The following is a 15536-nucleotide window of genomic DNA, read 5'->3' on the forward strand; positions in this document are numbered from 1 at the left end:
TTTATTCGTTGTTTAACATTCTATTTCTATCAGAAAGAGTGTGCTTTTCTAAAATTCTTTTGGTTTCCATAATTACCTCAGGATCTTTGCGCATATTGTACAAAATATCGCTGGCTTTTTTTCGAGATATTTTTATATCTACAATTGGTTTTGGGTAATCTACACCTAATTCAAAATTTGCAAATTGCTGATCTAAAGGCGTCATTAAATAAGGTTCATGAATAAAACCAGTTGATAATTTAGCCAGTTCTGGTACCCATTTTTTAATGAATTTTGCATCTGCATCATGCTCCATACTATTTTTTAATGGACTGTAAATTCTTATGGTATTTGTGCCAGTTTCTGAAGCTTGCATTTGTAGTTGAGGAAAATGAATTCCTGGCTCAAAATCTAAAAATTGTTGCGATAAATGATGGGTTGCATCTTGCCAGGGTTGCCACAAAATATGTGTAAAAAAGGAAACCAACATGGCTCGCATTCTAAAATTTAAATAGCCAGTTTCGTTTAAACAACGCATGCTAGCATCCACCAAAGGAAAACCAGTTTGCCCTTCTTTCCAGGCTTTTTGATACGTTTCAGAAATACTTTTCTTTAATTTATGATAGCCTTTATTTACGCTTGCTTCTTCCATGGTATGTTCCATTTCAAACTTTTGCACAAAATGGGCTTGCCAGCGCAAACGAGAAACAAAAGCACTTAAATCTTTTTTATTGGCTTCAGTTCTATGCTCTAAAGCAGTATGAAATATTTGACGAATGGATACATTTCCCCAAGCAATATAAGGTGATAGTCTACTACAACTTTCTCTTGCTAAAGCTGGTTTAGAAATGTGAGACATGTAATTTTTATGACGCTTTTCGAAAAAAGTAGCAGCATATTTCCAAGCCATTTCAGTTCCTCCTTTTTGAAAAACACTATTTTGATCCGTTTGTAAATTGGTTACAAAAAAGGCATTTTCTATTTTTTTTATGGTTTCAATTGATAAAAAATTTTCATTACTTAGTTGATATTCAAAAAGTGGCTGATACATGTAATCGTCCCATTTTTCGAACCAATCTTCTCTGTTTAGCAAACCTCTTAAAACGCCATTGTTATTGTTTTCCTTCCATTTTATGGAATTGTTTCTGCAATATCTTTTAAAATCTTTGTCTCTTTTATAGGTGATTAATAAACCTGTTTCTTGATGCGAAAAAACCGTATCAATTTTATAGTAATTTAAAATTTGATTAAAAGCGGTAACAACTTCAGTAGTTACGCATAAAACTTTTGTATCAAACTTTGCTAAATCTTTATTTAAATCTACAATGGATTGTTTTATAAAATCCCAATGACGCTCTGCATAATGTTCATCTTCTAATAACGATTTTTCAAAAACATATAAGAATAAAGTACGTTTGCCAGCATTTAAAGCGTTTAAAATTGCTTCATTATCTTGCAAACGCAAATCGCGTTTTAACCAAATTATATTTATTTCTTCGTTAATATTCATCTAAATTTTGAATAATATGATTCGCTTTTTCTTTAATCTTACTTCTATCAGATGCTGACATTTTATTTAGTAAACTATACATCATTTTCATTCTAAAGTTTGATGATAATTTTTCTTGTTTTTCATCTAAAAAGTTCCAGTACAAGCTGTTAAAAGGACAAGAGTCATCATCGAATTTTGTCTTTTTATTGTAGGTACAGCCCTCACAATAATTGCTCATTTTATGAACATAACTTCCACTAGAAACATAGGGTTTTGTGGCTATTTTTCCACCATCTGCAAACTGACTCATTCCTCTTGTGTTTGGCAGCTGAACCCACTCAATAGCATCCACATAAATCCCCAAATACCAAGCATCAATTTCATCTGGATGAATTTGTGTTAACAGTGCAAAATTTCCTGTAATCATTAGTCTTTGGATGTGATGTGCATAACCATTATCCAAAGAATTATTGATGGCATTTTTAAGACAATTCATTTTTGTTTTTCCTGTCCAGAAAAAGTCAGGAAGTTTGTTGTTGTTTTCTAAAAAGTTTTCGTTTTTGTATTCGGGCATCAGCATCCAATACATGCCTCTCATATATTCTCGCCAACCAATAATTTGTCTGATAAAACCTTCAACTTGACTAATATCAATTTCATCTTTACGATCTCTGTAGGTTTTTAATGTTGCCTCTATAATTTCTTTTGGAGAAATCATTTTTGTATTCATCGCAAACGATAATTTTGAATGAAATAAATACCAATTATCTGTGTGCATAGCATCTTGAAAATCGCCAAAATGAATTAATAAATTTTCACAGAAATAATCCAACTGAACTAAAGCTTGTTTTCTTGATATTGGGTATTCAAAATATCTTGTATTTATTTTTCCGAGTGATTTTACACTAGCTTTTTCAATTTCATCTAATATTTCAGAAACATCGTTATCGAAGTTTTTTTGAGGAGGAATAAATGTATCGCCTTTCCATTTTTTACGATTACTAGCATCAAAATTCCATTTTCCACCTTCAGGCTGTGTATCCACCATTAAAATTTGATGTTTTTTACGCATATCTCTGTAAAAATTTTCCATCAAAAAAGTTTTTTTGCCTTTAAAAAAAGTTTTTAAATCCTCTCTTTCTGTGTAAAAATGTTCTGTTGAAAACACTTCAGCATCAATCTCAATATTTTTGCAAAAATCTTTTAATTGTTTGTCTAATCTGAATTCATCTGGAGCTTGATATTCAAATTTATCAATGTTATTTTCTTTTATTATTTGTGATAAATTATCAGCTAAACTTTGTGTGTTCTTTGCATCATTTAGTTGATAATAAATAACCTTATGATCTTTGGTTGTTAACTCATCAGCAAAATTACGCATCGAAGCAAAAAAGCCGACTATTTTCTGAATATGATGTGTAACATAATCGGTTTCTTGACGCATTTCAAAAAAACAATAGGTAATATTTTCATCAACTTCATTGTACCAAGAATGGTTGTTATTTAATTGATCTCCTAAAAGTAAGCGTAATTTTTTCATTTTTATATTGTGATAAGGGAATATGCTCCCTTGATGTTTTTTATCCTGTAAGGTTTTCAAAACTTTGTAGGTATTTATTGAAATTATTTATGCCTATAAGGTCTTTGAGACCTTGTAGAATAACTTTAAAATAAGGTTTTATGTAACCAAATTTTTCGAAACTTATGATTCGAGTCATAACGATCTGCTTGTAATTGGGTATTAAATTTTCGATCTCTTGGGTCATTACCAACACCAGCAACATACATCCAGTTTCCATAATTACTATGCACATCATAATCTAACAAAACCGACTCAAAATAGGCAGCTCCAATTCGCCAATCTAACAACAATTCTTTTGCAAAATAAGAAGCTACATTTTGTCTGCCTCTGTTGCTCATCCAACCCGTTTCTTTTAGCTCAATCATGTTGGCATTAACAAAATCGTCTTTGGTTTCGCCGTTAATCCATTTTTGAATTGTTTTTTTATCAGTATTCCAATCGTAATTTCTATCTAGAATTCCACCAATTTTAAAGATTTTAGCATCGTATTTTAAAGAAATGTATTTAAAATAATCTCTCCAAATCAATTCGAAAATTACCCAATAGGTAGATTGATTTGAACCAAATTCTTGCTCATATTCCCTAATTTTATAATAGATTGTTTTGGCTGATAAACTTCCATTTGCCAACCAAGTAGAAAATTTTGTTGAATAATCAATGCCAACTAGCCCATTTCTAGTTTGTTTGTAATAGCCAACTTTTTTGGTTTCAAAAAAATAATGATTCAATCTTTTTAAAGCTTCAGTTTCTCCTCCTTTAAATGGAAATGCAGAATTTCTGTGCGCTTCAAAATCATCAAAACCCAATTCTTTTAAATTTGGAATTGATGTTGAATTCTCCACTAAATTATCCGAAGTTAATTTTGAAACCTCACTTTCTGGTAAAATAGCAACATACTTTTCTAGCTTTTTTCTGAAGCCTGTAAAAACATCAGGAATTTTTTCGAAATTTTTAGAAACCGTTTCTGGGTGATATAAAAACTGATCATAATCTTCCACAAAATTTACTTTTTCAGAAAGTGTATTTTTAATCAAATTATTCGTTTCAACTTCCTCTTTTGTCCATTCTTTTTGCGTGTAAATGGTATCCACAGAAAATTCATCAACCAAAAAAGAAATTTTATCTTCTGGTGATTCAAAAAAGGTAAGCAACGTAATATTTAGTTTTGCTAAGTTTTCTTTTAAATCTATAATCGTTTCAAGTAGAAATTTTGCTCTAAACTTCTCCGTCTTTTTAAATCCGAATTCATCTTCTTGAAAATGTTTTGGATCAAAAAAATAGACAGCAATTACTTTTTTATGATTGTCGATTGCTTTTTTTAATGATATATTATCTTGTGTTCGTAAATTATTACGAAACCAAATTAAGCCTATGTTGTTTTGTTTCTCCTGCATTTTTCGCTACAATATTTAACGTCGTTCCAATTCTTTTCCCACTTTTTTCGCCAAGTAAAGGGTCTTTTACAAACTATGCAATCCTTTTCTGGTAAATGTTGTTTTTTGTGCATTTTTAAAGTAAGTGAGTTTTATAACTTCTTTTATTATTTTAATTTATTTACATTGTTGATCATCCCATTAAAAACAAACCAATGAAAAGGCATTACAGAATACCAGTACAATCTGCCAGCCAAACCATGAGGTCTAAAAGTTGCAGTTTGATATAAAGTGCCTTCTTTTATTTTAAATTCTAACCAAGCTTCACCAGGCATAATCATTTCTGCGTAGAGTAATAATTTTCCTTGTTTTTTATCTGCATAAATTACACGCCAAAAATCTAAAGCATCACCAACATTTAGTTCTGTAGGATGTCTTCTTCCTCTTCGTAAACCTGCACCACCAAAAAACTGATCCATAAATCCGCGAATTTTCCACAAAAAAGTTCCATAATACCAACCAGTATTTCCACCAATTGCCCAAATTCTGTCGAGCACAATAGCTCTGTCTTTTACTTTTCTTTTCTTAAAATCTTTAAAGCAACCATATTCAGGTACATTAATAAATTCGTGTAAAAAACCTTTTAATTTACTACTTACATAAGAATCTTTCCAGCTAGAAATAATACTATTTTGTTCTATTTTTTTAAACGCCAATTCCAATGCTTTTTTGTAAGACATTGGCTCAATATCAAGTATTTGGTTGATGTTGCTTTTGTTTCCTATCACTTCAACTCCCATTGAATTTACCAAAGAAGAAGCTAATTTATAAGAAGTAGAAGTTACAAAGTATAACCAGTAAGAAGACAGTTTTGGCGTCATTACAGGCACAGTTATAATGGTTCTTTTTAATTTTCTGAACTCTGCAAATTGCAGCAACATTTCTTTGTAGGTCATAATTTCTGGCCCAAAAATATCGTAAGAAGTATTGAACAATTCTTTTTTAAACAAAGCTTTATGTAAAAAGGCTAAAACATCTCTAATTCCTAAAGGTTGTGTTTTTGTATTTAACCATTTAGGAGCAATCATAAAGGGTAATTTTTCTACAATATCTCTAATAATTTCAAAGGATGAACTTCCTGAACCTACAATAATTCCAGCTTTAAAAGTTGTTAAAGCATATTGATTAGAACTCAATGCTTTTTCAACATTTTTTCTTGATAATAAATGTTTAGATAGCTTTGTGTCATTGGTAATTCCACTTAAATAAATAACTTGTTTTAAGGAGGTGTTTTCTGCATATCTTTTAAAGTTGAATGCACATTTTTCTTCTAAAACATGAAATTCTTTTGCAGAATTAGACATGGAATGAATTAAATAATAGGCAGCTTCTACATCATTTGGAATATTTTTTAAAGAGTCAGCTTTCAAAAAATCAGCTTCAACTAAAATAATATTTTGTTCTTCTTTAAAGTAACTTTCTGCTCTTTTTACATCTCTAACAGGACAAACAACTACATGACCATCATTAATTAATAACGGAATTAGCCTTTTGCCAATATAACCTGTTGCTCCTGTTACAAGAATTTTCATATTTATTTTTTTGTTGCTTTTGGTCTTTGATAGGTTAATTGTTGTTTGAATTTAGGAATTGCATACGTATCTAAACCATTAATGGTGGCAACATTTCCTTTAGATAAATTTATTAATCCATCATTTTCTAGCAATTCGTCTTTTATATATAATTCCTCAATTTGAGCTACTACTAATAGTACATCGTTTGAAGGTACATAAATTTCCTCAATAAATTTCATGCTCATTTGTACTGGTGCATTTTTTACGAAAGGAGCTTTAAAATTTCCTTTAAATTCAGCTTCAAAATCGGTCATATCAAATTCAGAAACATCCTCTGGATATTTTGCAGAAGTGTGGTGTGCGTCTTCAATAACTTCTTCCCAAATATGATTGATGGTAAAATAGCCTAAATCTTTTAAGTTTTTATGCGTATTTCTTGGAACTGTGGTTGGTCTTAAAATAAAACCTAAGGTTGGTGGATTAGAACCCAAATGTGTTACTGAACTAAAAACGGCAACATTGGTAATACCTTCTGTTGAAATTGTCCCTAATAAATTGGCAGACTTAAAGCCTGAACAACTGTTTATTAAATTAATTCGATAAATTTTATCGAGGTTATGAATGTCTTGTTGATTAAAAAATTGCATGTTTTTATTTTAGCTGATGTAAACAAAGATACAAATTGTTTAAGTTTTATTGATAATTAGTAAACAATAATCTTTTGTTAAATACCAATTATAGACTTTTTTTAACGTTCTAATTCCTTTTTTAAAACCTTATTTTTTAATTTTTTACTTAATTTTGCCCACAATTTTTTATGAAATTCTTTTTAATGATGAGAAAAAAAATCTTTGCACTTTTATGTATTGCAGTTTTTTGTAGCCATGATATGTATTTGAAAATGGATACCTATTTTTTGAAGCCAAATGAAAAAAGTAAAATTCAATTATTTAATGGCACTTTTGATAAAAGTGAAAATATAATTGATAGAGATAGAATGATCGATGTTAGTTTGGTTGGTAATGGAAAACTAACTAAATTTGATGAGAATCAATGGTCGGAAAAAGATAGTATTACCTTGCTTACTTTTAAAACAGGTAATGAAGGTACTTGGGTTGCTGGTGTTTCTACAAAGTCTAGAGATTTTAAAATGACTGCAGATAAATTCAACGCATATTTAGAACATGATGGAGTTTTAGACATGTTAGCGCAAAGAAAAGCAAACAATACTTTAGAGCAAGATGCAGTTGAGCGATATTCCAAACATGTAAAAGCAATTTTTCAAGTTGGTGAGCAAAAAAGTGACGATTGGAATACAGTTTTAGGATATCCAATAGAATTTGTGCCTATGCAAAACCCATATGATTTGCATACAGGAGATAAACTACAAGTTAAATTACTAAGAGATGGGCAGCCTTTAGTAAACCAATTAGTATATGCGGATTTTAAGGCACAAAAAAACGGACATTCTCATAATAATACTGCTGAACATTCTCATGATTTAAGTGATGAATCTCATTCTCATAGTTCAGAAAAGGAGCATTCTCATGCAAATGGAGAAAGTCATTCTCATGCCAATGAAAAAGAACTTACTCATGAAAATGAAGCTCATCAACATGCTAAAACTGATGAAACACATTCTCATTCAGTAGATAAAGAGCACGCTCATAAAGATGCAGATGAAAACCACACACATACAACTGGTCAAAAATTAAGAACAAATTCTCAGGGAATTGTTGATGTAAATTTGACGAATGACGGAATTTGGTTTCTTAGAACAATTCATTTGGTAAATTCGGAAGAAGATAATTTAACACACGAATCTAATTGGGCAACCTTAACTTTTGAAACAAAACACAGTCATGCTGATTCAGAAGTTGCAGCACATGTTCATGAAGATGAAGGAATTCCTTCGTATTTTTTCTGGATTTTTAGTATTATAGTTATAGCTATTCTATTCTTTTGGTTCAATCGAAAAAAATAGTATGAAATCAACTTTTAAAGGATTTTTGGTATTTATATTTTTGCTGTTTTCAGGAACAATTTTCGCACACGATGTTAGTTCTGGAGACCAAGAAATTTTGAATAATGGAGGTCTGTTGTCTTACGTTTTTGTGGGAGCAAAACACATGTTAACAGGTTATGACCACTTATTGTTTTTAGCAGGTGTTGTTTTTTATTTGAAACGTTTTAAAGACATCGTAAAATTTATCACTGTTTTTACAATCGGACATTGCATCACTTTAACTGGCGCAAGTTATTTAGGCATTACTGCAAATGAGCATTTAGTGGATGCTGTAATTGCTTTAAGTGTTTTTTACAAAGGTTTTGAAAATTTAGGAGGTTTTAAGAAATTAAAAGTAAAATCGCCTAATTTATTGTTAATGGTTTTTCTGTTTGGTTTAATTCACGGTTTTGGTTTGGCAACAAGATTACAATCTTTTGCAATTGGCACAGAGCAATTTTTATTGAAGATTTTAAGCTTTAATTTGGGAGTAGAAGTAGGGCAAGTTTTAGCATTGATTCCTATAGTTTTTATCATTACAAAATGGCAAAAGAAAAACAGTTATCAAGCTTTTTATAAAGCTGCAAACACCTATTTAATTTTGATTGGTTTGGTTTTATGTGCACATCAATTGTATGGTTATTTTCATCAACATTAAATATTTTATTAATAATCATTGGTTTCTAAATATATGAAGCTTTCATAATCTCCCTAATCAATATTTTGATATTCATATTATGCTCTTACAGAGCTAAAAAAAAAACTCCAACTTTATGCTGGAGTTTTTTGTTGATGATTAAAAAAGATTATGATTAATTTTTAGTAGAAACCAATTCCCATTGAATGGCTTTTTTGTATTTAAAAACTTCGTTTTTACTTGTTGGATCCATAACCATTAAATAAATCCATTCGTTATCTAACAATGTTTTTGTGCCAGCATTTCTTGCAATAATTTCTGATACTCTTGCAATTGGTGCTTTTATAACTACTGACAATCGCAAAGGTTGATGATACATATTTTCATCTGAACCAAACAAAGATTGTAGAGGTAATCCCATTTTTAAATCGCCTCCATTTCCTTGAACAACTCCAAATTTTCCTGTAATATTATGCGTTATTTTTGTTCCTCCACCATATAAATTATTATCAACAGTAGAAAAATAATAGTGATTATTAATCCATTGTGTTACAGTCATAGGACCTTGCATAATTCCTTCTAAAGCTTTTCCTTCTGTGTCTAATTCCCATTCATAAGAATGTAAAAAACAACGGCTGTCTAAATTGGTATGTTTAGTTAATTCTCTTGGACCAACAATAAAACCTGCATTTTTAGCTAAACCCCATTCAGGTCTTGTTTCTCCCCAATTATTTGCTTTTTTTTCTGCTGATGAAACACTATTTCCTTTGTTTCCTAATCTGTCTTCAGTAGCAGTTTTTTGAGCTTTTAATAAGCCTAATTTCAAATCTTTAATTAATTGTTTGTGATAATCAGGGGCTTCTGCATCAAACAAAATAATATCATCAGTAGTTGTGTTGTGTTCAGCTCCTAAAAATAAGGTGTTTTGTGGAATGTGTATTTGGTGATTTTCAGCTAAAGATTTTCTAACTTCTGGTAAATTTGCCAATTTTGCCAACATTCTGGCATTGTGTCTTCCAGGACTTGCAGCACAAGCACCACAATCTAAACTAGAGCTAAAAGGGTTGTTTGCAGAATGACTTCCATGACCTGCAAAAACTACCAAAGGTGCAAATTGTTTCCAACCCATTAAATCGAAAGCAGATTTTACAATCCCAACTTTTTGATCTAAAGTAATTGTATTATCGTTATTTTCAATGATAGCTTTGTTCATGTCTGGCTGACAAATACCCTCTATTTTAGAAGCTTTTTTGTCTTCCATTTGATACATTTTTCTTGGTAGTAAAGTTCTGCCAATTAAAGAAATTCCATAAAATAAACCAGAACCTTCTACATAGCCAAATGCAGAAGGAATCATGTTTTTCATTCTTCTTAAAATATATTTTTTAAAAGATGCAACATCATTTTTCTTATTATAAGCATCAAATTGGACGTCTTTATTTATTTGTGGAGCTTCAGAAACTACATACGCAGAGCCCACAATTGGCGGACAAGATTTGCGCGTAATTCCATCATCTAAACTTTTATAATCCATCGCAATTCCAAAGAAACCAGCATAGCCAAAAGTTTCATAATTTCCTTTCGATTCCACATGTCTTCTAATCAATTCAGAACGCGTATCAATACAAAAAACCAATTGAGCATCAGGAATATTCTTTTCTACTGAAGGTGTTTTGATGGATTCATGTTCCAACGTTTTTACCAATTGATTTTGCCAGCTTTGTTCCCAAGCTTTTAAGAAAATGTATTGTACTTTTTTAACAAGTGTGTTTTTGTTTTCTGATGCCTCTTTTGGTAAAAGTGAACTCTTTAATTTTTGTGCAGACCAAAGTCTTACAGCTAAATAATCAATAGCATCAATTGGGTACTGTTGGTGCCAATCTGAATTTGATTGCGTTCTATGGTTTATATAACCTGTCCAACCAGGCAAAGCAGCTAAATGATGTGTAAAAATTTTTACACAGTCAGATTCAGAATAACCTTTTAAAATTTGCTCTAAAGTTTCTAAACTTGTTTTCGGAATTTCTTTTAAAGATGTTCTGCCTGTTGTTTCAGCATCATAAACAACCAAAAGTCTCCAAGCTGTATAAAAACCTTCAGATTTATAGGGCATTTCCCATTCAGCCAAACCTTCATCCATAAAAGAAGAAAGCCATTTAGCCATGACAATGTCTAACGAATGATTTTCGTTGATAATTTCTTTTTTATTTGCTGAAGTTAATAGATTTAAATAAAATTCTGGAGATTCTGTTAAGTTGCTTTCTTTTAAAAGTGATGTTAAAACATCTTTGTTAATATCTCCTTTTTGCCAAGCTTGTTTGTAAAGTTTTGCTGACGGAAAAGCGTTTGCTCCAAAATTTTCTTCAGCCGAATTTACAGCTTCTAAAAAAGTTGAATTTTCATAACCAGATAAAGGATTTGAGGCAACAAATGTATATAAAGGCCACGTTTTACCAATTACTTTTGATGCTGTATCAATACTATTTATAATTTGCTGTTTCATCATTATTTAGATTTAAACATTAAGACTGATTTTTTTGCTGGCTGTGATAGATTTAAAAGTTTTACATACAACCAAGGAATTTTTTTATATACTCTTAATTTCATCACAAAAAAGCCAATTAAGAAAATAAAACCGAAGATAATTTGCACCCAAGATAATGGCATAGGTTGATTTGTCATTGGCATATCTGCCATTAATATGGTAACTCCATTATACATAAGTGCGTAAATTCCAATACCTACAACAAATAATATTGCTGGGATTACAATTTTTTGAATGGCAGATAAACTTTGTTCTTTTACAATATTATAAGTTGCCTGCCCAACAGTAATCGCTACTACCAAAGTTAAAAATACACTGCTGTTCATTGCTAGCTCTTTGCCAGTCCAAATGATAAATAAGTAAGCTCCTAAAGTTCCAAAAATTAAAACTACTAAAGCTTGTAATGGTTTTATTTTTAGTAATTCATTTTTTTCTGGAGTGGTTTGGGCAATTTCTTCTCCCGAAGATAAAAATAAATAGGCTTTGTAGAATCCGTGTAAAATTAAATGAGCAACAGCTGCATTAAAAAAACCTAAACCACATTGCATAATCATAAAACCCATTTGTGCTATTGTAGAACACGCTAGTTTTTGTTTTACATTTACTTGTAAAAGTTTAGTAAACTGCGCAATAATTGCTGTAAAACCACCAATTGCAAATAAGATTGTAAGTGTATCTGATGTAAATAATAAGGTTGCAAAAAGCGCTAATAAAATTCCTGCACCATTAACAAAACCTGCGTGCATTAAGGCTGATGCTGGAGTTGGAGAAGTCATTGCAGATAATAACCATCTATGAAAAGGATAAATTGCAGATTGTACAATGGCTGCTGCAATAACACAAAAAGCAGCAATCATTGTTATGTAGGGAGGTAAATCTATAACAGAAACTGCCAAACCTGTAATTGTAAATTCATCACTTTTAAAAGCAATCAACAATAATCCAATAGTTAAGAAAAAAGTTCCTGTTAAAAAATATTTTAGCGTAAATTTAGCTGCTTCTCTTGCTTCTCCCCATTTTTTATCAATTCCTATTAATTGCGACATAAAAACGCCCATTATTAGCCAACTAAAAAGAAGTATAACAATGTGATTGGACATTACTAAAAGCATTACTGATGCTGTAAATGCCAAACAAAGCAACATGAATTTAGCATAATATTTAAATCCTGTTAAATATGTTTTTGCATAAGTACTTACAATAGCACTAAAAAAGGTAACTGTAGTCCATATTAAAATTGTGAAACCATTAATTTTTAAAAAATCACCATAACTCCAATTTGGCATTTTAAAGAAGTTTAAAATTAAATAGATTAGGTTTCCTGCAAAAAGAAGCCATAATAAAGCAACAACTATCAAAGAGATAGTTGGGTTTTTAGCAATTCCATCCGAAGTTTTTAAATTCAAATTTTGATTGTTTTCAAGATTCATTTTAATAGTTTTGGTTTGTTATTATTTTGTCGTTGCAAATATTGAATTAAATTTCATTGTATTTTTATTTATATTAATTATGTAATTCATAAGTAATTTTTATGCTAATTGTTTTGGTTTTTGTAAAATAAAAGTGAAAACCTTAAAGTTAACAAGCCTATTGATGGTGTTTGTCTATAAATAGTATATTTTTGAGATTAACTTATCGGAAATATTTTAAATAATAATAGATACAATTAAGAGATGTTAGAAAAAGAATTAAAATTTATAGAAGATTCCATTCAGTTTAAGGAGCTAAAAAATTTAATAGTGTCGAAAGCAACTGTTGGTTGGCATTTAGATCATTCTTTAAAAGTTTTGAATAGTGTTTTGTTGGCAATCAAAGAATCTGATCCAAATCTTTACAAGAAAAAATTTAATAGTGTACGTTTTATAACATTTACTTTAGGAAAGTTTCCAAGAGGTAAGGTAAAAGCACCAAAAAGAGTGTTACCTCCAGAGATTATAGAAACAGAGGTAATTGAAAATCAACTAGAAGAAGTAAAAAGCAAATTAAAATATATGAATGAATTAGAAGAAAATCAATTTTTTGACCATCCTTTTTTTGATCATTTAAATAAAAAGCAAACTATTAAGTTTTTGGGAATGCATACCAATCATCACTTAAAAATAATTAAAGATATTTTAAAATAAAAAACACAAAAAAACCCGAACAAATTGTTCGGGTTTTAAGTGGTACCTCCAGGAATCGAACCAGGGACACAAGGATTTTCAGTCCTTTGCTCTACCAACTGAGCTAAGGTACCATTGCCTTAGCGGATGCAAATATAATATGTTTTTTGACATCTCCTAAATAAAATTAATAAAAATTTGATTGTATTTTTGAATTTCCTAAAAAAAGAAAATGAATTTAATAATAGACGTTGGTAATACAAGAGTAAAAGTTGCTGTTTTTGAGGAGGATACAATTGTTGATTTGGTTGTTTTTGATAAAATGAAAATTATATCAGAAATAAAAAAAATATTAAAAAAATATAAAATTACTGCTGCAATTGCATCAAGTGTGGCACTTTTGTCAGCTCAAAAGATAGAAAAGCTAAAAAGTTTGGTTGAAATTATGTTTGTTTCTTCGAATCTTAAAATCCCATTTCAGAACTTATATGCAACTCCAACAACGTTAGGTGTGGATAGAATTGCGCTAGTATTTGGTGCTTTTATAAAGTATCCTAAGAAAAATGTCTTAGTTATTGATGCTGGAACATGTATTACTTTCGATTTTTTAACAAAAAAAGGTAAATATTTAGGAGGCGCAATATCTCCAGGAGTAGAAATGAGATACAAATCACTTCATCAATTTACATCGAAACTTCCATTATTAACGATTAATAAACCCGAAAATTTTATTGGTAATAGTACAAAAGAAAGCATAAACTCTGGAGTTGTAAATGGTGTAATTGAAGAAATTGACGGGGTAATAAATCAATACAAAAAAAAATATTTAGATTTAACAGTTGTTTTAACAGGAGGTGATACAAATTTCTTGTCAAAACAATTAAAAAGTAGCATATTTGCCAATCAAAATTTTCTCCTAGAAGGATTAAATGAAATATTGATTTTTAACAAAAGCAAATGATTAGAAGTATCGTAGTAATTCTTTTACTATTAAATTCTGTAAATTTTATAGCACAAAGAACAAGTTCTTCCCCTTATTCTTATTTTGGAATTGGAGATCAATTTAGTCCAAGAACAGTTGAGCAAAACGCTATGGGTGGTATAGGTGTAGCATTTAGCCATTATAAGTATTTAAACTTTACAAACCCTGCAGCATATGCAGATTTAAGAGCCACATCTTACACTATTGGTTTATTAAATAGCGATTTAACCGTTAAAAGTGGATCTGCAGAACAAAATAGTACTTCAACAAGCTTGTCTTATATAGCCTTGGCTTTTCCTGTAGGTAAAAATGCAGGTGTTTCTTTTGGTATGCAACCAGTTTCTGCAGTTGGTTATTCTTTATCAAATACAATTTTAGTAAACGGATCTGTTTCAGAAGTAACTGCGTATTCGGGTAATGGTGGTGTAAATAGATTTTATGGTAGTTTTGGAATTAAAGTTTATAAAGGTTTTACTTTAGGTGTAGAAGCTGATTTTAGTTTTGGAGATATAGAAAATAGTATTATAAATCAAAGGGCTAATGTTTCTTTAGCTACTAAATATAATGAAGTGCTTAATTTAAGAGGAACTTCGGTAAAATTTGGAGCACAATATCAAAAAGAATTAGAAAACTCATTAACGGTTACTGCAGGTGCTACTGTAAAACTTGGAAATAGTTTAAATGTAGAAGGAAATGATTATTTATATTCTTTTAGATTTGCAAATTCTGGGGCAGAAAGTCCTAAAGATACGCTATCTTCTACTTTAATTGATGGTGAGTTTAATTTACCACTAAAATCTAATTTTGGTGTTGGTCTTGGAAAATTAGACAAATGGTATGCAGGTGTAGAGTATGAAACTCAAAATGCAATAGGTTCTAATAATTTGTTAACAAATACAACAGGAGCTTATAGATATGGAAAATCAGATAGGATATCTTTAGGAGGTTTTTATTTACCTAAAGTTAATTCTATATCAAGTTATTGGGAGAGAGTAACTTATAGGGCTGGTGTACGTTATGAAAACACAGGTTTATTAGTTGATGGAACTGGAAATAACTCGAATTTTACAAAAATAAATGACTTTGGCATATCTTTTGGTTTAGGTTTACCACTAAAGAGATTATCCACAGTAAATATGGGATTTGAATTTGGTAAAAGAGGAACCACAGAAAATAATTTAATTCAAGAAAATTACTTTAATTTTAGATTAAGTTTATCTCTTACAGATACAAATTGGTTCATAAAAAGAAAAATAGATTAACAA

General features: G+C 30.1%; 13 protein-coding genes and 1 tRNA gene. 5 read left to right on the forward strand and 9 right to left on the reverse strand.

The genetic code is table 11. The features are described 5' to 3' along the window. Position 1 precedes the first annotated feature (1 nt). The 6 genes from P161_RS0110685 to P161_RS0110705 all read right to left on the reverse strand — a co-directional run bounded on the left by P161_RS0110685 (position 2) and on the right by P161_RS0110705 (position 6647). The gene (locus P161_RS0110685; RefSeq protein WP_026776990.1) at positions 2–1489 is read right to left on the reverse strand and encodes a cryptochrome/deoxyribodipyrimidine photo-lyase family protein; all 1488 of its coding nucleotides are present in this window, start codon (positions 1487–1489) and stop codon (positions 2–4) included. Next, positions 1479–3011: a cryptochrome/photolyase family protein gene (locus tag P161_RS0110690; RefSeq protein ID WP_026776991.1), complete on the reverse strand. Its 1533-nt coding sequence runs from the start codon at positions 3009–3011 to the stop codon at positions 1479–1481. Before P161_RS0110690 ends, P161_RS0110685 begins: the two co-directional genes overlap by 11 nt. Positions 3012–3136: 125 nt before the next feature. Further along, positions 3137–4447, reverse strand: coding sequence for a DASH family cryptochrome (locus tag P161_RS0110695; RefSeq protein ID WP_026776992.1), 1311 nt, complete (start codon positions 4445–4447; stop codon positions 3137–3139). Then, positions 4423–4560 carry a DUF2256 domain-containing protein gene (locus P161_RS19365; RefSeq protein ID WP_081817020.1) on the reverse strand — a complete coding sequence of 46 codons (138 nt, stop codon included), beginning with the start codon at positions 4558–4560 and terminating at the stop codon, positions 4423–4425. The genes P161_RS0110695 and P161_RS19365 overlap by 25 nt, the downstream gene beginning before the upstream one ends. A gap of 33 nt (positions 4561–4593) precedes the next feature. Further along, the gene (locus P161_RS0110700; protein ID WP_026776993.1) at positions 4594–6018 is read right to left on the reverse strand and encodes an SDR family oxidoreductase; all 1425 of its coding nucleotides are present in this window, start codon (positions 6016–6018) and stop codon (positions 4594–4596) included. A 2-nt stretch (positions 6019–6020) separates the two neighbouring features. Next, entirely contained in the window at positions 6021–6647 is a 627-nt protein-coding gene (locus tag P161_RS0110705; RefSeq protein WP_026776994.1) for a flavin reductase family protein, read from the reverse strand. 185 nt (positions 6648–6832) lie between these two features. Here P161_RS0110705 and P161_RS0110710 point away from each other — a divergent pair, with 185 nt between their 5' ends. Both P161_RS0110710 and P161_RS0110715 read left to right on the forward strand, forming a co-directional pair. Continuing rightward, the gene (locus P161_RS0110710) at positions 6833–7984 is read left to right on the forward strand and encodes a DUF4198 domain-containing protein (RefSeq protein ID WP_197026339.1); all 1152 of its coding nucleotides are present in this window, start codon (positions 6833–6835) and stop codon (positions 7982–7984) included. Position 7985: 1 nt separating this feature from the next. Next, on the forward strand, positions 7986–8663 hold the full coding sequence (locus P161_RS0110715; protein ID WP_026776996.1) for a HupE/UreJ family protein: 678 nt from the start codon (positions 7986–7988) through the stop codon (positions 8661–8663). 154 nt (positions 8664–8817) lie between these two features. Here the strand turns inward: P161_RS0110715 and P161_RS0110720 are convergent, their stop codons facing one another. Both P161_RS0110720 and P161_RS0110725 read right to left on the reverse strand, forming a co-directional pair. Continuing rightward, entirely contained in the window at positions 8818–11148 is a 2331-nt protein-coding gene (locus tag P161_RS0110720; protein WP_026776997.1) for a DUF2309 domain-containing protein, read from the reverse strand. Next, complete coding sequence (locus P161_RS0110725; protein WP_026776998.1) at positions 11148–12617, reverse strand: proton-conducting transporter membrane subunit; 1470 nt, start codon at positions 12615–12617, stop codon at positions 11148–11150. Before P161_RS0110725 ends, P161_RS0110720 begins: the two co-directional genes overlap by 1 nt. Positions 12618–12860: 243 nt before the next feature. Between P161_RS0110725 and P161_RS0110730 the strand changes: the two genes are divergently transcribed. Next, positions 12861–13310, forward strand: coding sequence for a DUF1569 domain-containing protein (locus tag P161_RS0110730; protein ID WP_026776999.1), 450 nt, complete (start codon positions 12861–12863; stop codon positions 13308–13310). Between the two features lie 40 nt (positions 13311–13350). Here P161_RS0110730 and P161_RS0110735 read toward each other — a convergent pair. Beyond that, positions 13351–13423: transfer RNA gene (locus P161_RS0110735), tRNA-Phe, on the reverse strand. Positions 13424–13521: 98 nt separating this feature from the next. Between P161_RS0110735 and P161_RS0110740 the strand changes: the two genes are divergently transcribed. Both P161_RS0110740 and P161_RS0110745 read left to right on the forward strand, forming a co-directional pair. Continuing rightward, positions 13522–14250: a type III pantothenate kinase gene (locus tag P161_RS0110740; protein ID WP_026777000.1), complete on the forward strand. Its 729-nt coding sequence runs from the start codon at positions 13522–13524 to the stop codon at positions 14248–14250. Then, complete coding sequence (locus P161_RS0110745) at positions 14247–15533, forward strand: TonB-dependent receptor (RefSeq protein ID WP_026777001.1); 1287 nt, start codon at positions 14247–14249, stop codon at positions 15531–15533. The genes P161_RS0110740 and P161_RS0110745 overlap by 4 nt, the downstream gene beginning before the upstream one ends. Positions 15534–15536 lie beyond the last annotated feature (3 nt).

The sequence above is a fragment of the Polaribacter sp. Hel_I_88 genome (assembly GCF_000687935.1).
Taxonomy (GTDB): Bacteria; Bacteroidota; Bacteroidia; order Flavobacteriales; family Flavobacteriaceae; genus Polaribacter.